This window comes from Phyllobacterium sp. UNC302MFCol5.2 (assembly GCF_000686005.1).
Lineage (GTDB): Bacteria > Pseudomonadota > Alphaproteobacteria > Rhizobiales > Rhizobiaceae > Phyllobacterium > Phyllobacterium pellucidum.
In genome coordinates, this window is sequence record NZ_JMLL01000010.1 from 1,587,253 (window position 1) to 1,609,502 (window position 22,250).

General features: G+C 59.8%; 21 protein-coding genes. 18 read left to right on the forward strand and 3 right to left on the reverse strand.

Annotation, left to right across the window (positions count from 1 at the left end):
- Nucleotides 1–73 precede the first annotated feature (73 nt).
- The 8 genes from obgE to BR48_RS0109720 all read left to right on the forward strand — a co-directional run bounded on the left by obgE (nucleotide 74) and on the right by BR48_RS0109720 (nucleotide 8,807).
- Nucleotides 74–1,108, forward strand: a complete 1,035-nt coding sequence (obgE, locus tag BR48_RS0109685) for a GTPase ObgE (RefSeq protein WP_027231121.1) — start codon at nucleotides 74–76, stop codon at nucleotides 1,106–1,108.
- Between the two features lie 30 nt (nucleotides 1,109–1,138).
- Entirely contained in the window at nucleotides 1,139–2,305 is a 1,167-nt protein-coding gene (proB, locus tag BR48_RS0109690; RefSeq protein WP_036813633.1) for a glutamate 5-kinase, read from the forward strand.
- Between the two features lie 3 nt (nucleotides 2,306–2,308).
- Entirely contained in the window at nucleotides 2,309–3,592 is a 1,284-nt protein-coding gene (locus tag BR48_RS0109695) for a glutamate-5-semialdehyde dehydrogenase (RefSeq protein WP_027231123.1), read from the forward strand.
- 56 nt (nucleotides 3,593–3,648) lie between these two features.
- Nucleotides 3,649–4,251: a nicotinate-nucleotide adenylyltransferase gene (locus BR48_RS0109700; RefSeq protein WP_027231124.1), complete on the forward strand. Its 603-nt coding sequence runs from the start codon at nucleotides 3,649–3,651 to the stop codon at nucleotides 4,249–4,251.
- A 163-nt stretch (nucleotides 4,252–4,414) separates the two neighbouring features.
- Entirely contained in the window at nucleotides 4,415–4,777 is a 363-nt protein-coding gene (rsfS, locus tag BR48_RS0109705; protein ID WP_036813635.1) for a ribosome silencing factor, read from the forward strand.
- A 144-nt stretch (nucleotides 4,778–4,921) separates the two neighbouring features.
- Entirely contained in the window at nucleotides 4,922–5,404 is a 483-nt protein-coding gene (gene rlmH / locus BR48_RS0109710) for a 23S rRNA (pseudouridine(1915)-N(3))-methyltransferase RlmH (protein ID WP_027231126.1), read from the forward strand.
- 155 nt (nucleotides 5,405–5,559) lie between these two features.
- Nucleotides 5,560–6,855, forward strand: coding sequence for a macrolide transporter subunit MacA (gene macA / locus BR48_RS0109715; RefSeq protein ID WP_027231127.1), 1,296 nt, complete (start codon nucleotides 5,560–5,562; stop codon nucleotides 6,853–6,855).
- Between the two features lie 8 nt (nucleotides 6,856–6,863).
- Entirely contained in the window at nucleotides 6,864–8,807 is a 1,944-nt protein-coding gene (locus tag BR48_RS0109720) for a MacB family efflux pump subunit (RefSeq protein ID WP_027231128.1), read from the forward strand.
- Between the two features lie 3 nt (nucleotides 8,808–8,810).
- Here the strand turns inward: BR48_RS0109720 and BR48_RS24225 are convergent, their stop codons facing one another.
- Entirely contained in the window at nucleotides 8,811–9,197 is a 387-nt protein-coding gene (locus tag BR48_RS24225) for a DUF3011 domain-containing protein (RefSeq protein WP_051614727.1), read from the reverse strand.
- 118 nt (nucleotides 9,198–9,315) lie between these two features.
- Nucleotides 9,316–10,197 (reverse strand): LysR family transcriptional regulator, encoded by an 882-nt coding sequence (locus BR48_RS0109730; RefSeq protein ID WP_036813637.1) that lies wholly within the window; start codon nucleotides 10,195–10,197, stop codon nucleotides 9,316–9,318.
- 134 nt (nucleotides 10,198–10,331) lie between these two features.
- Between BR48_RS0109730 and BR48_RS0109735 the strand changes: the two genes are divergently transcribed.
- The gene (locus tag BR48_RS0109735; protein WP_027231130.1) at nucleotides 10,332–11,828 is read left to right on the forward strand and encodes a CoA-acylating methylmalonate-semialdehyde dehydrogenase; all 1,497 of its coding nucleotides are present in this window, start codon (nucleotides 10,332–10,334) and stop codon (nucleotides 11,826–11,828) included.
- Between the two features lie 75 nt (nucleotides 11,829–11,903).
- Here BR48_RS0109735 and BR48_RS0109740 read toward each other — a convergent pair whose 3' ends face one another.
- Entirely contained in the window at nucleotides 11,904–12,557 is a 654-nt protein-coding gene (locus BR48_RS0109740; protein ID WP_027231131.1) for a GntR family transcriptional regulator, read from the reverse strand.
- Nucleotides 12,558–12,638: 81 nt separating this feature from the next.
- Here BR48_RS0109740 and BR48_RS0109745 point away from each other — a divergent pair, with 81 nt between their 5' ends.
- From BR48_RS0109745 to BR48_RS0109785, 9 genes are all read left to right on the forward strand, one after another.
- A complete protein-coding gene (locus BR48_RS0109745) occupies nucleotides 12,639–13,532 on the forward strand; it encodes a dihydrodipicolinate synthase family protein (protein WP_027231132.1) in 894 nt (297 codons plus the stop codon).
- Between the two features lie 15 nt (nucleotides 13,533–13,547).
- Nucleotides 13,548–14,795, forward strand: coding sequence for an FAD-binding oxidoreductase (locus tag BR48_RS0109750; RefSeq protein WP_036813639.1), 1,248 nt, complete (start codon nucleotides 13,548–13,550; stop codon nucleotides 14,793–14,795).
- 8 nt (nucleotides 14,796–14,803) lie between these two features.
- Nucleotides 14,804–15,805, forward strand: a complete 1,002-nt coding sequence (locus BR48_RS0109755) for a 4-hydroxyproline epimerase (RefSeq protein ID WP_027231134.1) — start codon at nucleotides 14,804–14,806, stop codon at nucleotides 15,803–15,805.
- A 268-nt stretch (nucleotides 15,806–16,073) separates the two neighbouring features.
- On the forward strand, nucleotides 16,074–16,982 hold the full coding sequence (locus BR48_RS0109760) for a branched-chain amino acid ABC transporter permease (RefSeq protein WP_027231135.1): 909 nt from the start codon (nucleotides 16,074–16,076) through the stop codon (nucleotides 16,980–16,982).
- Nucleotides 16,983–16,986: 4 nt separating this feature from the next.
- Nucleotides 16,987–18,381, forward strand: coding sequence for a high-affinity branched-chain amino acid ABC transporter permease LivM (gene livM, locus BR48_RS0109765; protein ID WP_027231136.1), 1,395 nt, complete (start codon nucleotides 16,987–16,989; stop codon nucleotides 18,379–18,381).
- Nucleotides 18,381–19,820: an ATP-binding cassette domain-containing protein gene (locus tag BR48_RS0109770; protein ID WP_027231137.1), complete on the forward strand. Its 1,440-nt coding sequence runs from the start codon at nucleotides 18,381–18,383 to the stop codon at nucleotides 19,818–19,820. The genes livM and BR48_RS0109770 overlap by 1 nt, the downstream gene beginning before the upstream one ends.
- On the forward strand, nucleotides 19,820–20,551 hold the full coding sequence (locus tag BR48_RS0109775; RefSeq protein ID WP_027231138.1) for an ABC transporter ATP-binding protein: 732 nt from the start codon (nucleotides 19,820–19,822) through the stop codon (nucleotides 20,549–20,551). Before BR48_RS0109770 ends, BR48_RS0109775 begins: the two co-directional genes overlap by 1 nt.
- A 45-nt stretch (nucleotides 20,552–20,596) precedes the next feature.
- A complete protein-coding gene (locus tag BR48_RS0109780; protein ID WP_027231139.1) occupies nucleotides 20,597–20,950 on the forward strand; it encodes a DUF6867 family protein in 354 nt (117 codons plus the stop codon).
- A gap of 127 nt (nucleotides 20,951–21,077) precedes the next feature.
- On the forward strand, nucleotides 21,078–22,193 hold the full coding sequence (locus BR48_RS0109785) for a branched-chain amino acid ABC transporter substrate-binding protein (RefSeq protein WP_027231140.1): 1,116 nt from the start codon (nucleotides 21,078–21,080) through the stop codon (nucleotides 22,191–22,193).
- Nucleotides 22,194–22,250: the final 57 nt, after the last annotated feature.

Genomic DNA, 22,250 nt, shown 5'->3' on the forward strand with positions numbered 1-22,250 from the left:
GGATAGGGACGGCCAGTTTTCTTTGCAGGCATTTTACTGTAATGCCTCGCCACAACGATAAGGACTGAATTTCATGAAATTTCTCGATCAGGCGAAGGTATATATCCGATCCGGCGACGGTGGTGCCGGCGCGGTATCGTTCCGCCGTGAAAAGTTTCTGGAATTTGGCGGGCCTGACGGCGGCGATGGCGGTCGCGGCGGCGATGTCTGGGCCGAGGCGGTCGATGGCTTGAATACGCTTATCGACTATCGCTACCAGCAGCACTTCAAGGCAAAGACCGGCATGCATGGCATGGGGCGCAACATGACCGGCGGCAAGGGTGCTGATGTCATCCTCAAGGTGCCCGTCGGTACGCAGATCTTCGAAGACGACAATGAAACGCTGATCTGCGATTTCACTGTGGTCGGCCAGCGCTATCGCCTCGCCAAGGGTGGCAATGGCGGCTTCGGCAATCTGCATTTCAAGACCTCGACCAACCAGGCGCCGCGCCGCGCCAATCCGGGCCTTGAAGGTGAGGAGCGCAATCTTTGGCTGCGCCTGAAGCTGATCGCGGATGCCGGTCTCCTCGGCAAGCCGAATGCCGGCAAGTCGACATTCCTTGCGAGCGTTACCGCGGCCAAGCCGAAAATTGCCGACTATCCGTTCACGACCCTGCATCCCAATCTTGGCGTTGCCCGCATAGATGGGCGCGAATTCGTGATTGCTGATATTCCCGGCCTGATCGAGGGCGCGCATGAGGGCGTCGGTATCGGCGACCGTTTCCTCGGCCACGTCGAGCGCACGCGTGTGCTTCTGCATCTGGTATCCGCCCAGGAGGAGAACGTCGCCGAGGCCTATAAGACCGTGCGTGCCGAACTCGAGGCCTATGGTCATGGCCTGGCGGAAAAGCTCGAGATCGTGGCGCTGAGCCAGGTCGACACGCTCGACGCAGCCGCGCGCAAGAAAAAGGTGGCTGCGCTGAAGAAGGTCGCCGGGCGCGAGCCGATGCTGCTCTCGGCGGTGACGCGCGAGGGCGTCGAGCAGGTGCTGCGTGCCCTGTCGGCGATCATTCTGGAATCGCGTGAGGCCGACCGGCCGGTTGAAGTCGATACCCGGTTCAATTCTTGAATATTCAACGATGAGCGTTGGTTTGATCAGATGAATCATATTTCCCAGCCGCATCAGTCTTTCAGGCTCTCGACCTATCGCCGCATTGTGGTGAAGATCGGTTCGGCCCTGCTTGTCGACCGTACAGCCGGTCTCAAGCGCGATTGGCTGGAAAGCCTTGGCGCCGATGTCGCTGCGCTCGCCAAGGCCGGTGTCGAGGTGATGATCGTATCGTCAGGCGCGATCGCACTCGGGCGTACTGTCCTCGGGCTTCCGAAGGGGCCCTTGCGCCTTGAGGAAAGCCAGGCCGCCGCGGCTGCCGGGCAGATCGAACTTGCGAAGGCCTATGCCGAAGTGCTGAGTCATCATGCTCTGCGCGCCGGGCAAATCCTGCTGACGCTTTCCGATACGGAGGAGCGGCGCCGCTATCTCAATGCGCGTGCTACCGTAGGCACGCTTTTGCGGCTGAAGGCCATACCGGTCATCAATGAAAACGATACGGTTGCGACCACTGAAATCCGCTACGGCGACAACGATCGCCTGGCGGCGCGCGTTGCGACGATGATGGGCGCCGATCTCCTGATCCTGCTTTCCGATATAGACGGGCTCTACACCGCTCCGCCGCACCAGAATCCGGATGCGCAGTTCCTGCCCGTCGTTGATGCCATCACGCCGGATATCGAAGCGATGGCGGGAGCTGCCGCCTCGGAATATTCGCGTGGCGGCATGAAGACCAAGCTTGACGCCGGCAAGATCGCCAATGCGGCGGGTACCGCGATGATCATAACGTCGGGCACGCGCTTCAATCCCCTCGCGGCGATCGATCAGGGCGAGCGCTCCACGCTGTTCAAGGCGAGTTTGACGCCGGTCAACGCGTGGAAGACATGGATTTCAGGCAATCTCGAACCTTCGGGGCGCATCGTCATTGACGAGGGAGCGCTCGTTGCGCTGAAATCGGGCAAGTCGCTGCTTGCGGCCGGTGTTCGCGAAGTCGCAGGGCAATTCTTGCGTGGTGATACGGTTGCGGTGTTCGGGCCCGACGGGCGCGAGGCTGCGCGCGGCCTCATTGCATATGACGCCGCCGATGCGGTGAAAATAGCCGGACGGAAGACCAATGAGATTGCCGGCATTCTCGGTTATGATGCACGTTCGGCGATGATTCATCGTGATGATCTTGTAGTGCGCGCGGCCAAGCGGGCGGCTGCGGCGAAGGAGTAGCAAATGTTGGAACGCGTCGAGGCTAAGACGACAGTCGCCGATCTTATGGCCGAAATCGGCCGCAAGGCTCGCGTCGCCGCACAACCGCTTGCTATCGCCTCGCCGGACAAGAAGACGGCTGCGCTCAATGCCATGGCTAGGGCGATCGAGCGCCGCCAAGCAGAAATCCTCGCAGCCAACCGCGAGGACGTCGCCAATGGGGTAACCGCCGGCATGAGCACCGCAATGCTGGACCGCCTGACACTGGATGAAAAGCGTATCGCCGGTATCGCGGAAAGCATCCGCACGATCGCTGCACTGGCGGATCCTGTCGGTACGGTGATCGCCGAATGGGATCGTCCCAATGGCCTCCACATCGAGCGGGTGCGCACCCCGCTCGGCGTCATCGGCGTCATCTACGAAAGCCGGCCGAATGTAACCGCTGATGCTGGCGCCCTTTGCCTCAAATCCGGTAATGCCGTCATCTTGCGCGGCGGCTCCGATTCGGCGCATTCCTCGCAGGCAATTCATGCTGCCTTGATCGAGGGGCTCGAAGCGGCAGGCTTGCCGCGCGATGCGATCCAGCTCGTTCCGACGACCGATCGCTCCGCCGTGGGGGAAATGCTGACGGGCCTCGATGGCAATCTCGATGTGATCATACCGCGGGGCGGCAAAAGCCTGGTAGCGCGGGTACAGTCCGAAGCGCGTGTTCCTGTGTTCGCCCATCTCGAGGGCCTGTGCCATCTCTATATCGACGACTCTGCCGATCTCGCCATGGCGCGCAAGATTGCAGTCAATGCCAAGATGCGGCGCACCGGGATTTGCGGGGCGGCGGAAACGCTTCTTATCGACCGTGCGATCGCGCCGGCTGACTTCACTGCCTTGCTTGAGGATCTCAGCGCTGCGGGTTGCGAGATTCGCGCCGAGGCGGACGTGGTATCGGTGTATCCCGTTGCAACGCCCGCTAGGGAAGAAGATTGGACGACGGAATACCTCGACGCTATCATTTCGGTCCGGCTGGTCGATGGCATCGGTGGCGCCCTCGATCATATCAATCGCTATTCGTCGCACCATACTGAAGCCGTCGTCGCGGAAGATCCGAAAGTGGTCGAGCGGTTCTTCAATGAGATCGATTCGGCCATCTTGCTGCACAACGCGTCGACGCAGTTTGCCGACGGCGGCGAGTTTGGCATGGGCGCGGAGATCGGCATCGCGACTGGCAAGATGCATGCGCGCGGTCCGGTCGGTGTCGAGCAATTGACGTCGTTCAAGTACCGCGTGCGCGGCAATGGCCAGACGCGCCCGTGAAACCAGGGCAGGCGCTGCAGACAAGCTTCCCCGGCGTCAGTGAAGCGCACCTGCGCATGCCCTTTGTTGAAAAAGGCATGACGGTCGGGCTTTTTGGCGGTTCTTTCAACCCGCCGCATGCCGGTCACGCGCTCGTTGCGGAAATCGCCCTGCGGCGCCTCAAGCTCGATCAGCTCTGGTGGATGGTCACGCCCGGCAACCCGCTCAAGGATACGAGGCGGCTGGCGCCGCTCGCCGAGCGACTGGCGCTTTGCGAAGCCCTGCTGCACGATCCTCGCATCAAGATCACCGCCTTCGAAGCCGCCTATCATATTCGCTACACGGCAGATACGCTCGCCCTGATCAAGGCGCGCAATCCCGGCGTCAATTTCGTCTGGATCATGGGCGCGGACAACCTGGCGGATTTCCACCGCTGGCAACGCTGGCACAAGATCGCACTGACATTTCCCATCGCCGTTATCGACAGGCCGGGATCGACGCTGGCATTTTTGTCGTCGCGCATGGCCAAGACCTTCGACTACGCACGCATCGATGAAGCGGACGCGCCGATTCTGGCGCGCTCGAAGGCACCGGCGTGGACATTCATCCATGGGCCTCGTTCGCTGCTCTCTTCCACGGCTATCCGCAATGGGACGCAGAGTGGATCGCGCAAAACGTGATCGAATGCTCCCTTCGGATGTCTTGAAAGTGTCATGCGACTCTGCCTATCTTAATAGCGTGCAGTATGTTTTGTCGGCTGCGTCGCGTTGTTCTTAAGGGAAAGGAAATACACTGAGAACAGCATTTCAGAAGAAGGATGCCTTGGCACCTTCAACGGCGGAGATGGGCGGACTGAGTTCCGTATCTCTCGCCCTTCAGTCGGTTCTTGCTAGTCTTGAAGACTCCAAGGCCGAAAACATTGTCCCCATCGACCTGAGAGGCAAGTCCGTCATCGGTGATCACATGGTCATCGCGTCGGGACGTTCGCATCGTCACGTAACGGCGGTTGCGGACCAGCTTTTGCGCGCTCTGAAAGAGAGCGGGCATGGCAATGGCGTCAAGGTCGAAGGCCTTAGCGGCGGTGATTGGGTGCTGATCGACACGGGCGATATCATCATCCATGTTTTCCGTCCCGAAGTGCGTGAGTTCTACAACATCGAAAAGATGTGGCAGGCTCCCGAGCTCGATGGAGAAACCGTTCACTGATTGACGGATCGGGGCGTCCGGGCGCAGGCCCATATGACGCCCTGGGCGGTTGATGTGATTTTGAACCGGCTAACGGCCGGCACGGTCGTTTACGAGCCCGTAACAGAGTAGCAGCCGTCCGAGTGCGGGCACAGGAACCCTTTCGTGCGCATTACCGTTTTTGCCGTTGGCCGGATGAAGTCTGGCCCCGAACGCGAACTGGCCGACCGCTATTTCGACCGTTTGAAGAAAACCGGCGCGCCACTCGGGCTCGAATTTACGTCGGTGACGGAGATCACTGAAAGCAGGGCGCAGCAACCCGAACTGCGCAAGCAGGAAGAATCGGCAAAAGTCCTCGAAGCCCTGGATCAGGGCGGCGTGCTTGTCCTTCTCGATGAGCGCGGCAAGACCTTGTCTTCCGAAGCCTTCGCGGAAAAGATCGCGCGCTTCCGCGACGACGGCAAGCGTCAGCTCCTGCTCGCGATCGGCGGACCAGATGGGCATGATCCCGCTCTTCGCGACAGGGCCGATCTTGTGCTTGCGCTCGGCGCAATGACCTGGCCGCATCAGATTGTCCGCATTCTTGTCGCCGAGCAGATGTATCGGGCAACGACGATACTCTCCGGACATCCATACCATCGCGTCTGATCATTCAGCCGCCGTTCATGCGCGCCGTTCATAATCGCGCCTTGAGGATCATTACCAAAATATAATGATCTCAATGCTTTTCGGGCGAACCCCTCATCTCCATTTGTTGGTAATATGGACGAGTTGAGGCGGCGGATGAGAGTGGAGCGGGTCGGATGAAAGAAATAGCCAGAGCGGCCAAGCGGGACAAGACTCCCGAAACATCCAATGTGACCTTCATTCCCGGCGCAGTTCCACCGAGCCGCAAGAAAAAGCGCGCCCGCTTCTGGTTCTGGATCCCCGTGGTGCTCATTGCCGTTGGAGCGGGCGCCTATACGTGGAATCGCTACCAGAACTCGACTGCGACGGCCGCCGTCGTCACGCAGGCGGTCGAGCGGGGCGATATCGAAAATGCTGTTACCGCAGTCGGCACGCTCGATTCGATAAAATCGGTCGATGCCGGCGCGCAGGTGTCCGGTCAGCTGAAAGTCCTTCACGTCGAGATCGGCGATAAGGTCACGCAAAACCAGCTTGTAGGCGAGATCGATCCCGCCACCATCCTCAACAAGATTGAAATCGACCAGGCGGAACTTGCCAATTTGAAGGCACAGCTCGTCTCGAAGCAGGCGCAGCTTGTCCTGAAGCAGTCCAACATCGACCGCCAGCGTAATCTCGTCGCAACGCGCAGCGTCTCGCAATCGGTGCTCGATCAGGCGGTCGCCGACCTCGCCGGCGCGGAAGCGGACGTCAATGCGCTCGAGGCGCAGATTCGCAAGCAACAGGCGACCCTTGCCGGCGACGAAGTCGATCTTGGCTACACCAAAATCTATGCTCCCATGGCCGGAACGATAGCTGCCGTGCCGGTCAAGGAAGGCCAGACGCTCAATGCGAGCCAGACGGCGCCGACGATCGTCACCATTGCCGATCTTTCGACGATGACGGTCAAGGCGCAGGTTTCCGAGGCAGACGTCAGCAAGCTCAAAATCGGCATGGATGCCTATTTCACGCTGCTCGGTCAGCCGGGGAAGCGCTATACGGGCAAACTGCGGCAGATCCAGCCTACGCCGGACATCGAAAACAATGTCGTTCTATATTACGCGCTGTTCGACGTTCCCAATCCCGATGGCGATCTCATGATCTCGATGAGCGCCCAGGTGTTCTTCGTTGAGTCCGCCGCGCGCGATGTGCTTGTGGTGCCGAGTTCGGCAATCACCATGCCTGCGGGCTCACGGCGCGGCGGCAATGGCGAAGCATCGCACAAGGGCGAGGTGACAGTCGTCACGGCGGCTGGCGCCACTGAAACGCGCGCGGTCGAAGTCGGCATTCGCAACCGCGTCAATGCCGAGATCAAGAGCGGTCTCAATGAAGGCGAGCGCGTTGTCGTCGGAACCGGAAGCGATCCATCAACGACGAAACCGAATAGTGGCGGCAACCGCTCGCAGCGTTCGGTTCGCATGCCGCCGATGTTCTGAGCAAAGACATGACCGCACTGATCTCGCTCAAGGATATCACCAAGACCTACTACAATGGCGATCTCGCCGTTGAGGTCCTGCACGGCATCTCGCTCGATATCGAGGCGGGCGAGTTTGTCGCGATCATCGGCCAATCGGGCTCGGGCAAATCGACGCTGATGAACATTCTGGGCTGCCTCGACCGGCCAACCACCGGCGACTATCTCCTGGACGGCGAGCAGGTCTCCGCGTTCGAACCCGACGAGCTTGCCGGACTGCGCCGTCGCACCTTCGGCTTCGTCTTCCAGAGCTACAATCTGATTCCGACGGCGAGCGCCCAGGAGAATGTCGAGGTTCCTGCCGTCTATGCCGGCGCGCATGCGCGAGACCGGCGCGACCGCGCCGAGGCGCTGCTCAATTCGCTGAAGCTCGGCGACAGGCTCGATCACCGGCCTAACCAGCTTTCGGGCGGGCAGCAGCAACGCGTATCGATCGCCCGGGCGCTGATGAACGGCGGGCGCATCATTCTTGCGGACGAACCTACCGGCGCTCTGGACAGCCAGAGCGGCGAAGAGGTTATGGCGCTGCTGCGAAGCATGAACGAGAGCGGCCACACCATCATCGTTATCACCCACTCGCGTGAGGTGGCCGAGCAGGCAGATCGGCTGATCGAATTGCGCGATGGGCGCGTCGTTTCCGATCGCACCAAGAAGGGCCGCAGCAATCCCGAGGCCGCTTCCGGTCTGAAGCAGAAAGCCGTCGAAGGCGTCGCGGCACTTGCCGATGTGACCGAAGCCGTCAAGATGGCGCTGCGTGCGCTCCATGCCAACCTGTTCCGTACGATCCTGACGCTGCTTGGCATCGTTATCGGTGTCGGATCTGTCGTGGCGATGCTGGCAATCGGTACGGGCGCACAGAACTCCGTGCTCGACCGTATCTCCGCCATGGGTTCCGATTTGCTGGTGGTTCGGCCGAGCATGGCGAATTTTCGCGGCACGAGTGGCGGCAGTAACGTAACGCTCGTTCCGGCCGATGCGGACGCCATCCTCGAAGTGCCGAACGTTGCCTTTGCCGTTCCGGAAATGACCAGCACTGTTACGTTACGCTACGGCAATGTCGACTATCAAACCACAGCGAACGGCACCGTTCCCCAGTTCACCGAGGCGAAATCCTGGAAGGTTGCCAAGGGCGAATTCCTCAACAGGGACGACATGGAAAGCTATGCGCCGGTCGCCGTCATCGGCCGCACGGTGGAGAAGACCTTGTTTCCGGACGGCGAAAATCCGCTCGGAAAATATGTGCTGGTCAGCAAGATTCCGTTCCAGATCATTGGCGTGATGAGTGAGATGGGGGCGGGGCCAGGCGGCAACGACCAGGACGATACGATCCTCATGCCGCTGACGACAGGCAGCATGCGCATTTTCGGACAACGCAATGTGCGCTCCATCACGGTCCAGGTGAAGGACAGCGCCGCCATCGACACCACGCAGGAGGCGCTGCAGGCCCTCCTTGATCGCCGTCACAAGAAACAGGACACTCAGATCACCAATATGGCCTCGATCCGCGAGGCCGTGACCGAAACGTCGAACACGCTGAAGCTGTTTCTCGGCGCCGTCGCCGCCATATCCCTGCTTGTCGGCGGTATCGGTGTCATGAACATCATGCTGGTGAGTGTTAGCGAGCGGACGCGCGAAATCGGCGTGCGTATGGCAACAGGTGCGCGCCAGCGCGATATCTTGCTGCAATTCATCATCGAGGCTGTGGTCGTTTCTGCCATCGGCGGTGCAATCGGCGTGGTCGCCGGCCTTGGTACGGGCATTCTTGCCAAGGTTCTTGGCGCGCCAGTCAGTTTCACGATCGGGCCGGTGGCCCTCGCCTTCGCCTGTTCGTTCCTGACAGGCCTGGTGTTCGGCTTTCTGCCGGCTCGAAACGCTTCAAGGCTTCAGCCGGCAGTCGCTCTCAGTTCGGAATAGCGATTACCAATCGCTCTGCGGATCGCCGCGATAGGGATCGTAGGACCGATCGTCGTAGCCGCGGCGCGGCTGCTGGTAGCGGTCGTCCGGATAGGGGTCGCGATTGCGATAATAGCGCTGCGGCGGCCTGCCGCCGGAATCGGCAAAGACAGCGGAGCAACCCTTGTCGACCCAGATCACGCCGCGGGCAAAACCCCATGTGTCGCCAGCAACGCAGGGCGTCCCTGAAAGCTGGCGGACAACGCGCGGACGGCGCATTCCCGCATCGCACTCCCTATATTTGAACTTGCGCGATTCGCATTTGATCGTGCTCTGCGCGAGTGCTGGCGTAGAAATGAAATATTGCGCGCCTCCAAAGGCGACAGCGAAAGCAAGAACATATCGGTACATTTTGCCTCTCCAATACCGAATCAAAACAACGTGAATGTGCACCAATTGAAGCTTCCGGGGCAATTTTTGTTCCAGGAGTGGCGATCACATTTCTCGGGTGCTTCGAAAGAGGCAGTGTTCAGGAAAACCGTGCATTCTCGCTGCTGACAAGATCGGAAATAAAACTCGAAACGGCGGTTATGCGCCGCAGCGTGCGCACCGATTCATGATATGCGAGCCAGTAGGAGCGGCGGATCGTGCGCTCGGGTAGGACCGGGACGAGATCGGCGTGCTCGCGCGCGATGAACATATGCAAGATGCCGATGCCCGCGCCGGCGCGCACAGCTTCGACCTGGCCGAGCGCGCTCGAGATTTCGAAGGCAGGACGCCAGTCGCGGCTGATTTCAGGCGCGTAGTTCAGAGATTGGCTGATGACGAGGTCATCGACATAGCCAACAAGCCTGTGGTTCGCGAGTTCGTCGATCGAGCGCGGCGCAGGGTGCGCGTCGAGGTAGGTGCGGCTTGCATAGAGGCCGAGGCTGTAATCCACGAGCTTGCGCGCGACGAGGCGGCCCTGGTCAGGTCGGTCGACGGTAATGGCAATGTCGGCCTCGCGCCGCGACAGCGAAAAGGAGCGGGGAACCGGAACCAACTGGATCTTCAGGTCGGGATAGCGTGCGGTCAGAGTGGCGAGGCGCGGCGCAAGGAAGGTGACGCCGAAGCCGTCGGGGGCGCCAATCCGGACCGAACCGGAGATCGCCACATCCGCATCGCCGAGCGACGAGCGAATTGACAGCATCTCGGCTTCCATGCGCTCAGCCGAGAGCAGGAATTCCTCGCCGGCATGGGTCAGTTCGCAGCCATTGGTGCGCCGGGTAAGAAGCTTCGTGTTGAGGTCGTGTTCGAACGCCGTCAACCGCCGCGCGACCGTCGCGTGGTTGACGCCGAGGCGCTTTGCGGCGCCTAGAATCTGCCCCGAACGTGCAACCGCCAGGAAAATACGTACGTCGTCCCAGTCCATAGGCTTTTCTCCTGCCGCAGTTCGTACTTCAATTTTCGCACAACGGATACGCTTTTGCTTGGCTTGCAATAAATATTTTGAAGCGCGATGATGAGCCACGAATAAATCCAACAATTGCAGGGAGGCAGATCACAATGCGTGAAGTCGGACATTTTATCGGTGGCAAGAACGTTCCCGGCACGAGCGGACGCTCGACGGAGATTTTCCAGCCCATGGACGGAACCGTGCAGGGCCGCGTTGCTCTGGCGACGCCGGCAGAGGTGCGCGCCGCCGTCGAAGACGCCAAGGCTGCACAGCCGAAATGGGCTGCCACCAATCCGCAGCGCCGTATCCGCGTCATGCGCAAGTTTCTTGAACTGGTCGAAGCGGAATACGACTCGCTCGCCGAACTGCTGGCCCGCGAACACGGCAAGACCATTCCCGACGCCAAGGGCGATATCCAGCGTGGCCTCGAGGTCGTCGAAGTCTGCCTCGGTGCCGCTCATATGCTCAAGGGCGAATTCAGCGACAATGCCGGCACCGGCATCGACGTCTATTCGATGCGCCAGCCTCTCGGCGTCGTTGCTGGCATCACGCCGTTCAACTTCCCGGCAATGATTCCGCTATGGAAGGCCGCTCCTGCCATCGTCTCCGGCAATGCTTTCATCTTGAAGCCGTCGGAGCGCGATCCGGGCGTGCCGATGCGCCTTGCCGAACTCTTCATGGAGGCTGGGCTTCCAGCGGGCATTTTCAACGTGATCAATGGCGACAAGAGCGCCGTCGATGCGCTGCTCGACGATCCCGACGTCAAGGCCATCGGCTTTGTTGGCTCAACCCCGATCGCCCAGTACATCTATGCCCGCGCGACGGCCAACGGCAAGCGCGCCCAGTGCTTCGGCGGCGCCAAGAACCATATGATTATCATGCCCGATGCGGATATGGACCAGACCGTCGACGCCCTTATCGGCGCCGGTTACGGTTCTGCTGGCGAGCGCTGCATGGCGATTTCCGTCGCAGTGCCGGTTGGCAAGGATACGGCTGATCGTCTGGTCGCACGTCTTGCCCCGCGTGTCGAAAGCCTGAAGGTCGGCCCCTCGACCGATATGTCGGCCGATTACGGTCCGGTCGTCACCAAGGACGCGCTGGAACGCATCAGGGGTTATGTCGATCTCGGCATCAAGGAAGGCGCCAAGCTCGTCGTCGACGGCCGCGACTTCAAGATGCAGGGCTATGAGAACGGCTACTACATGGGTGGCTGCCTCTTCGACAACGTGACCCCTGACATGCGGATCTACAAGGAAGAGATATTTGGCCCTGTGCTCAGCATCGTCCGCGCGGAAACCTATGAGGATGCGCTGCGCCTGCCGAACGAACACGAATACGGGAATGGCGTTGCCATTTTCACCCGCGACGGCGATGCGGCACGCGACTTTGCCTCTCGCGTCCAGGTGGGCATGGTCGGCGTCAACGTTCCGATCCCGGTTCCGATCGCCTACTACACGTTCGGGGGCTGGAAGGCTTCGGGCTTCGGCGATCTCAATCAGCATGGCCCGGATGCATTCCGCTTCTACACCAAGACCAAGACGGTCACGTCGCGCTGGCCATCCGGCGTGAAGGATGGCGCGGAATTCGTTATCCCGACGATGAAGTAACCTCCGGGTCAGGCAATTGAGCAGGGGCTGTGGCAGCAATGCCGCGGCCCTTTCTGCTTTCATGGGGCTGGCAGATCAGGGCGCCATGCTGCGCAAATGGTCTATCAACCTTGTGGCCTCATCGGCAGCGCGCTGCTCATCCCGATCTATGATTGCTTCGATCAATGCCCGGTGGGCGCCGGCGGATTCCTGCAGGCTTCCCGGCCGCTGCAGCCGGAACCAGAACCTGCGGCTGTGCGTCTGAAGGGGTGACGCGAGCCGGGCCGCAAACGGGTTTTCCGCCGCCTGGCCAAGGACAGTGTCGAACGTCTTGTCCGCAGCAAGAAAGCTGCCGACATTATTGCCTTCTTGAGCGGCGCTCATGGCATCGGAGGCTTGCTGCAGGCGCCGGTGGTGAAGGTCGGCGCCATAGAGCGCGGCGTCGCGGGCGAGGACCCTCTCAACGCCCTCCCGGGTATCGAGGACCTTGCGAAAATCCTGCGGATTGAGCGCGGCAATCGCGATCCCCGAGCGCGGCCGGATCTCCATCAAGCCTTCCCAGGCGAGTTTCTGCACCGCCTCGCGCACGGGTGTGCGGCCCATCCCGGTAATGTCGGTCAAGGCCCGCTCATTGATAATCGCCCCCGGCTCAAGCTTGAGCGTAACGATCATTTCCTCGATCTGGCGATATGCAAGTTCGGCGAGGCTCTCTCCCGTCGGAATTGAACTCTGGACTGCGGCTTGATGCATATATTGAATCTTTCGGAGTACCCAATTGACAGCGACGAAGGTTACAGATATATTTCTGATATATCAAGAAGGAGCAGAGATATGTGGGCAGGCATTTTTCCAGCTGTAACCAGCAAATTCACCAAGGATGATAATCTCGATCATGCGGAAATGGAACGTTGCTTCTCGCTCCTGATGGACGCTGGATGCGATGGCCTGATCGTTGCGGGCTCGCTCGGCGAGGGGCCGATGCTCAGCCATGACGAAAAGCTCGAAGTTCTTGAGACAGCAAAACGCGTAGCAAACGGCAAGCCTGTGCTACTGACGATCAATGAGGCAGCGACCCGCGAAGGCGCGGCGCTTGCAAAGCGCGCAGCACGTGCCGGTGCCAATGGTCTCATGCTCGTGCCGAGCCCGATCTATCACACCGACCCGGAAGAAACCGTCACAACTTTGAAGGCCGTTGCCGCGGCCGGCGAACTCCCGGTAATGATCTATTCAAACCGTATCGCCTATCGCGTCGATGTCACCAATGAAATCCTCGGCGAGCTGGCATCGGATGATCTCTTCGTAGCCATCAAGGAATCGTCCGACGACGTCCGCCGCACGACCGACATCATCAATACGTTCGGCACCCGCTTCGATCTTTTCACCGGCGTCGACAATCTCGCCTTCGAAGCGCTGACCGCCGGCGCCATCGGCTGGGTGGCCGGTCTCGTCACCGCGTTCCCGAAGGAATCGGTCGCAATCTACAAGCTCGTCCAGGCCGGTCGCTATGAAGAAGCGCTGCGCATCTATCGCTGGTTCCGGCCGCTTCTCGATCTCGATGTCTCGACCTATCTCGTCCAGAACATCAAGCTCGCGGAAGTGCTCGAGATCGGCACCAATGACAGGGTTCGTCTCCCACGCCAGCCGCTGCGCGGAGCACGGCGCGAAGCGGTGGAACAGATCGTCAGGAACGCGATCGCATCGCGCCCAACCTTGCCGGTCCTCTAAGTCTCCCTGCATACGATGGATGGGCGCAAGGACGACATCGTCATCATCGGCGCCGGCATTGTCGGCACTGCTATCGCTGCCATATTGTCGGAAGGCGGACACAAGGTTCTCGTCATCGACAGGCAAGGCATTTGCGAGGGTACAAGCTCCGGCAATGCCGGGGCTCTCGCCTTTTCGGACATATTGCCAATGGCATCGAAAGGCGTTCTCGCCAAGGTGCCCCGCTGGCTGAGAGACCCGCTCGGCCCATTCACGATCCGGCCGGGTTACCTTCCCAAATTGGCCCCCTGGCTCTATCGCTTCTGGCGCGCCAGCCGGCCAGCAGCGCAAATCCATACGATCGAGGCGCAAGGCGCCATGATGCGGCTTGCCGAGCCTGAAATGCTTGGGTTGATGGAGCGCGCCGGCATTCGCCATATGGTGCGTGAGGACGGATCGCTCGAACTTTACGAGAGCGAAGAAGAGCTCAACAGCGCTCTGCCCGGTTGGACCGCCCGCAAGAAGGCAGGGATCGCCTTCGAGCATCTGCGCGGTGACGACCTCGCCGAATGCCAGCCCGGACTGGCGCGGCGTTTCGTGGCGGGGACGTTCGTTCCCGGGTGGAAGACCGTCAGCGATCCGCTCCATGTCGGAAAGGGGCTGTGGGCTTACGCCGAACGCCTTGGCGCACGTTACAGGCAGGCGGAGGTAGTGACCGTTACGAGCACCGCGGAAGGTGTGGCGATCGGACTTGCCAACGGTGAGACGATCAATACTGGAAAGCTCGTCATTGCCGGCGGGGCATGGTCGCACCGGCTCGCGAAGCAGTTCGGCGACGGGATACCGCTTGAAACCGAGCGCGGCTACAATACGACTTTGCCCAAAGACGCCTTTACGCTGAAGCGGCAGTTGATATTTTCCGGTCACGGCTTCGTCGTCACGCCCCTCGAAACCGGCCTGCGTATCGGCGGAGCCGTCGAACTTGGCGGCCTTGACCTGCCGCCCAACTACGCTCGCTCCGAGGCGATGCTGACCAAGGCCAAATTATTCATGCCCGGCCTTGAGACCGCGGGCGGGAGGCAGTGGATGGGCTATCGTCCGTCGCTGCCGGATTCGCTGCCCGTTATCGGCTATGCAAGGGCGAGCAAAAATGTACTCTACGCATTCGGTCACGGCCATCTTGGGCTGACCCAGGCCGCGGCGACAGGGCGCCTGATCAGCGAGTTGATCGACGGTCGCACGCCGTCGATCGCGATCGAAGCATTCCATCCGCAACGCTTTTGAGGAGCATCATGGCGCGTCATTCCTTCTTCTGTGTCGATGGTCATACCTGCGGCAATCCGGTCCGCCTTGTTGCTGGCGGCGGTCCCAATCTCGTCGGCGCCACAATGATGGAAAAGCGTGCGCATTTCCTCGCAGAATACGACTGGATCCGGACCGGCCTGATGTTCGAGCCGCGCGGCCACGACATGATGTCGGGCTCGATCCTCTATCCGCCGACGCGCGAGGATTGTGACGTTGCGGTGCTGTTCATCGAAACCTCCGGCTGTCTTCCCATGTGCGGCCATGGGACGATCGGTACCGTCACCATGGCGATCGAACATGGTCTCATCAATCCACGTACACCGGGGCGTCTCAACCTCGATACGCCCGCTGGCCTCGTCGTTGCGGAATATACGCAGGAGGGGCAATACGTTACGAGCGTGCGCCTCACCAATGTACCGGCTTTCCTCTACGCCGAGGGCCTCGAGGTCGAGTGTCCGGACCTTGGTGTTCTCACGGTCGACGTTGCCTACGGCGGCAATTTCTACGCCATCGTCGATCCGCAGGAGAACTTCCGCGATCTCGCTGACTACCGGGCGCTCGATCTCATCGGGTGGAGCCCGGTGCTGCGCCAGCGCCTCAATGAGCGTTACAAATTCGAGCATCCGGAAAAGCCCGAGATCAATGTGCTGAGCCATATATTGTGGACAGGCGCGCCCACGCGGCCGGAAGCGCATGCGCGCAACGCCGTTTTTTACGGCGACAAGGCGATCGACCGTTCGCCTTGCGGCACGGGCACATCGGCGCGCATGGCACAGCTTGCTGCTAAGGGCAAGTTGAAGCCCGGCGATGATTTCGTGCATGAATCGATCATCGGTTCGCTGTTCCACGGCCGAGTCGAAAAGGCTGTGACGGTCGCCGGCCAGCCGGCCATCATCCCGTCCATCGCCGGCTGGGCTCGCATGACCGGTTACAACACCATCTTCATCGACGATCGCGATCCCTTCGCGCACGGGTTTGTCGTCAAATGAGCGTGTAGGGAAAGGTGGCCAATTAAGGCGGCGCCGGACGAAACAGCGGTTTTTCAACTATTGGTAGCAGCATTCCCTAAGGAACCGTCCAATTTTGGTGTATAATCCCGCCGAAACTGTGCGAGCAAATGTAAAGATATGGCGTAGGCTAAAAAAGCTGTTGCTTTCTTTAGCGCACACGCTAGGTGTAGCATATTGGGGTAAACGGGAACCGGATAAAAAAACCGGATAAGAAAATTCCCAATAAAAAATGAGGGGTATCGTTGCGATGGAGTACTTCATCCAGCAATCGATCAATGGTCTGACGCTTGGTTCAATCTATGGCCTGATCGCAATCGGTTATACGATGGTCTACGGGATCATCGGCATGATCAACTTCGCCCATGGCGATATTTTCATGCTTGGCGCCTTCATGGCGATGATCGTTTTTCTAGCTTTAACCACTTTCATTGGCGGCGTGCCGGTCGTGCTGGCGCTGCTCCTGATGATGCTCGTTGCCATGCTGCTGACGGGGTTGTGGAGCTGGACGATCGAGCGCCTGGCTTATAGGCCGCTGCGCGGATCGTTCCGCCTCGCGCCGTTGATTACGGCGATCGGCATGTCGATCGCGCTGTCGAATTTCGTGCAGGTAACGCAGGGTCCGCGCAACAAGCCGATCCCGCCGCTGGTCAATGGCGGTATCACCATTTACGGCACCAATATCACCATCGCCTACAAGCAGATGGTGATCATCATCGTCACGGCGATTTTGCTTGCCGCCTTCTGGTACCTCGTCAACAAGACGACGCTGGGGCGTGCCCAGCGATCCTGCGAGCAGGACCGCAAGATGGCGGCGCTGCTGGGCATCGACGTCGACAAGACGATCTCCATGACCTTCGTCATGGGCGCAATGCTCGCTGCCGTCGCCGGAACGCTCTATCTCATGTTCTACGGGGTCATTTCCTTCACCGATGGCTTCGTGCCAGGCGTAAAGGCCTTTACCGCTGCCGTTCTCGGCGGCATTGGGTCGCTCCCCGGCGCTGTGGTGGGTGGATTGCTCATCGGCCTCATCGAAGCGCTCTGGTCCGCCTATTTCTCCATCGATTACAAGGATGTCGCGGCTTTCTCGATCCTGGCGATCGTGCTGATCTTCCTGCCATCCGGTATCCTCGGTCGGCCCGAAGTCGAGAAGGTATAAGCTCATGGCCGATGTCCAGAATACAGAACGGGACTCCGTTTTCGCGAAAGCCCTGAAGGAAGGGATTATCTCCGGTGCAATCGCACTCGGGCTGTTCTGCCTGATTGTCGGTTTCCGCACCGAGCAGAACATTCGCAACGAACTTATCCTGACCCAGCGCTGGGGGCTTTTGGCGATCTTTGTCCTCGTCGCGGCGGTGGGCCGGTTCCTCGTTACATACACTGCGCCCATGCGCGCCGAGCGCAAGAAGTTGCACAAGGTCACAGAGGCGAGGGAGCCCTCCGCATTCAGGAAGTCTTTCCCGAAGATCGGTCTTGGCCTGCTCTTCCTCTATCCGGCCCTCGTGGTCCTGATACTCAGTGCCTATCAGGGATCGATGATGGGCGGCCTGCAGGCCTCACTCAAATATGTCGATAATTTCGGCATCCAGATCCTTATCTATGTCATGCTGGCGTGGGGACTGAATATCGTCGTCGGCCTCGCCGGACTGCTCGATCTCGGTTACGTCGCATTCTATGCCGTTGGTGCTTATTCCTACGCGCTGCTCTCGGCCCATTTCGGCCTGTCATTCTGGCTGCTTTTGCCGATGGCCGGCATTTTCGCCGCGACTTGGGGAATTATCCTTGGCTTCCCGGTGCTGCGCCTGCGAGGCGACTATCTTGCCATCGTAACGCTTGCCTTCGGTGAAATCATACGTCTCGTCCTCATCAACTGGACAGCTGTCACGAAGGGAACGTTCGGTATCTCCGGCATCGCCAAGGCGACATTGTTCGGCATCCCGTTCACCCCGGGTCCGACAGGTTTCGCTGCGATGTTCGGCCTGCCAAACTCCGGCGTCTACTACAAGATCTTCCTCTATTATCTCATCCTTTGCCTGGCGCTGCTGACCGCCTGGGTGACGATCCGCCTGCGCCGCATGCCTGTTGGCCGCGCCTGGGAAGCCCTGCGTGAAGACGAGATCGCGTGCCGCTCGCTCGGCATCAACACCACGACGACCAAGCTTACGGCATTTGCCACCGGCGCGATGTTCGGCGGTTTTGCGGGCTCGTTCTTCGCGGCACGCCAGGGTTTCGTCAGCCCGGAATCCTTCGTCTTCCTCGAATCGGCAATCATTCTGGCGATGGTCGTTCTCGGCGGCATGGGATCGCTGGTTGGTATCGCAATCGCTGCGGCCGTTATGATCGGCGGTACGGAACTGTTGCGCGAACTCGAATTCCTCAAGCTTATCTTCGGCCCGGACTTTACCCCGGAACTCTACCGCATGTTGTTGTTCGGCCTTGCCATGATCGTCGTCATGGTGTGGAAGCCGCGCGGCTTTGCCGGCAGTCGAGAACCAAGTGCCTTCTTGCATGAACGCAAGATGATATCGGGCGAGTTTACGAAAGAAGGGCACGGCTGATGGTTTCGGAAGTGCAGAAAAATACTAGCGCGATCCTGCGTGTTGAACGTCTCTCAATGAAATTCGGTGGCCTCATCGCCATCAACGACCTGAACTTCGAAGCCAAGCGCGGTGCGATCACGGCCCTCATCGGCCCCAATGGCGCCGGCAAGACGACGGTGTTCAACTGCATCACCGGCTTCTACAAGCCGACCGAAGGCATGTTGACGCTGACGCGCCAGAACGGCGAGGAGTACCTTCTCGAACGCATGGCCGATCATGTCATCACCAAACGGGCAAAGGTGGCCAGGACGTTCCAGAACATCCGCCTGTTCTCGGGCCTGACGGTGCTCGAAAACCTCCTGGTTGCGCAGCACAATCCGCTGATGCTTTCCTCGGGCTTCACTGTCCTCGGCCTCCTCGGCTTCCCGACCTACAAAAGGGCGGCGGCGGAGGCGATCGAGAAGGCCCGCTACTGGCTGGAGAAGATCAATCTCGTCAGCCGGGCGGACGATCCTGCCGGTGATCTGCCCTACGGGGCGCAGCGCCGGCTCGAGATTGCCCGTGCCATGTGCACCGGGCCAGAGCTTCTTTGCCTCGACGAGCCAGCAGCGGGCCTGAATGCGCGTGAATCGGCGGAACTCAACAAGTTGCTCCTCGATATTCGCGCCGATACGGGAACGTCGATCCTGCTTATCGAGCACGACATGTCCGTGGTGATGGAAATTTCCGACCATGTTGTCGTTCTCGAATACGGTACCAAGATTTCCGATGGCACGCCTGAGACCGTCAAGAATGATCCGAAGGTCATCGCCGCCTATCTCGGCGTCGAAGACGAGGAAGTGGTCGAACTGATCGAGAAGGCGGAAGAAGCGGGCGTCGACGACATCACGGCCGCTGTCGATTTGCTTTCTTCAGAAGCACTGCACGAGATCGTCGAGACGCATCCCGATGCTCAGCCGGTGGAACTCATTCCGGCCAACACGCTGCTTGAGACGGCACCAGCAAAAGCTGCCGCCACCCGCAAGGTGTCAGCGAAGACTGCGGCGCCCAAACCGGCCTCTCCAAAGGCTGCGGCTCCTAAACCGGAGTCGCCGAAGACGGCGCCTAAACCGGAGTCGCCGAAGACTACGGCGCCTAAACCGGCGTCGCCGGCGAAAGCCGCTGGCATCAAGGCAGGGGCGACAGCCAATGCACTGGCCGAACCGCGCGGCGGCAAGGCCGACAAGCTGATCCTGATCAAGGGCATAGGTCCGGTCAACGAGCGCAAGCTCAACGAACACGGCATCTTCCATTTCGATCAGATCGCCGCATGGAAGAAAGCCGATATCATTGCCGCCGAAGCCTATCTCGCTTTCGACGGGCGGATTGCCCGTGAAGACTGGATCGGCCAGGCCAAGACACTGGCAAAGGAAAGCCAGGCTAAACCGGCGCCCAAGAAGACCGGAGGGGCTAAGTAATGTCGCAGAACCAGGCCCTTCTCAGCATCGAGAATGTCGAGACCTATTACGGCAATATCCGTGCGCTGAGCGGTGTAACCGTTCATGCCAATCCCGGTGAGATTGTCACGCTGATCGGCGCCAATGGCGCAGGCAAATCAACGCTGATGATGACGATCTTCGGCATGCCGCGCGCCCGCACCGGTCGGATCGTCTTTGACGGCACGGATATCACACAGTTGCCGACACATGAGATCGCGCGCCTGCGCATCGCGCAATCGCCGGAAGGACGCCGCATCTTTCCGCGCATGACCGTGCAGGAAAACCTGCAAATGGGCGCGAGCCTCGATAATCTCAAATTTTTCGACGAAGACTCGCGCATGGTCTTCGACCTGTTCCCGCGTCTCAAGGAGCGCATCAACCAGCGCGGCGGTACACTTTCCGGCGGCGAACAGCAAATGCTGGCGATCGGCCGCGCGCTGATGGCGCGTCCCCGGTTGCTTCTGCTCGATGAGCCATCGCTCGGTCTCGCGCCGTTGATCATCAAACACATTTTCGAAGCCATCAAGGAACTGAACAAGAATACGGGCCTGACCGTGTTCCTGGTCGAACAGAATGCGTTCGGCGCCTTGAAGCTCGCGGACCGTGGCTATGTGATGGTCAACGGCATCGTAACGATGAGCGGTTCGAGCGCCGACCTTCTTGCCAATCCGGAAGTGCGTGCCGCTTATCTCGAAGGCGGTCGTCACTGAACAAGTAGGGCCTCCACAGACGGCAAGGCCAAGGAGAATAATGCCATGCAAGGCATACTTTACGAAGAACCGTCCATCTTTCTGTTCCTGCTCGTCACCTGCGTCATGGGGGGCTGGGCGGCCTGGATGGCGGGACGGGCCTGCGCCAAGACCTGGCGTCCGATTGCCTTCCTCGTCTTCTACATGCTGCTGCTCGGCATCGCCGTCAGGTTCATCCACTTCGCCCTGTTCGGCGGCACGATGCTGACGCTGCATTATTATGTGGTCGATACGATTGTCCTGATCATCTTCGGGACGTTGGGCTATCGCTACACCCGTACCAACCAAATGATAGGTCAATATTTCTGGCTCTACGAAAAAGTTTCTCCATTTTCATGGAAGGAAAAAACGGGAGCCTAACCAATCTCGCTGATGCGAAATGAATCAGCGTGACAACCGCCGGGAAATCGGCAAATGTGCGCTTCAAGCGATGAAAACGGGTCATCGCGAGGGGTTTAGTAAATACTTAGAAAATGGGAGTTTTCAAATGAAGAAATCACTGTTCTCGGGCGTTGCACTCGCTGCAATGCTCGCTTTGAGCGGTCATGCCTATGCTGATCTGTTGATCGGCGTCGGCGGTCCGTTGACCGGCCCGAACGCTGCATTCGGCGCTCAGCTGCAGAAGGGCGCTGAGGCTGCCATTGCCGAGATCAATGCTGCGGGCGGCATCAACGGCGAACAGGTCAAGCTTTCGCTCGGTGACGACGTTTCCGATCCGAAGCAGGGCATTTCGGTTGCCAACAAGTTCGTTGCTGACGGCGTAAAGTTCGTTATCGGCCACTTCAATTCGGGCGTTTCGATCCCCGCATCTGAAGTCTATGCTGAAAACGGCATCCTCGAGATCACGCCTGCTGCGACCAATCCGGTCTTCACCGAGCGTGGCCTCTGGAACACCTTCCGTACTTGCGGTCGCGACGACCAGCAGGGTGTGGTAGCCGGCACCTTCATCGCCGAGAAGTTCAAGGACGCCAAGGTTGCCGTCGTGCACGACAAGACGCCATATGGCCAGGGTCTTGCTGACGAAACCAAGAAGACCTTGAATGCCAAGGGCGTCAAGGAAGCCATGTACGAAGGCGTCAACGTCGGCGACAAGGACTTCTCCGCGCTGATCGCCAAGGCAAAGGAATCGGGCGTAACCGTTCTTTACTGGGGCGGCCTCCACACCGAAGCCGGCCTAATCATGCGCCAGCTCGCAGACCAGGGCCTCAAGGTTCAGTTCATCTCCGGTGACGGTATCGTTTCGAACGAACTCGCTTCGATCGCTGGTGACGCAGTTGCAGGCACGCTGAACACGTTCGGTCCCGATCCGAGCAAGAACCCTGCCAACAAGGAACTCGTCGAGAAATTCCGTAAGCAGGGCTTCGAACCGGAAGCTTACACCCTCTATTCCTACGCTGCAGCTCAGGTCATCGCCGACGCAGCGAAGGCTGCCGGATCGAACGATCCTGAAGCAGTTGCCAAGGTGATGAAGGAAAAGGGTCCGTTCAAGACCGTTCTCGGCGACATTGCCTTTGACGAAAAGGGTGACCCGAAGCTTCCAGGCTACGTCATGTACGAGTGGAAGAAGGGCGAAGACGGCAAGTACAGCTACTTCCAGCAGTAAGCCTTCTTGCATGATTGCCTAAGCGAATGCCCGGCCTTGCGCCGGGCATTTTGCTGT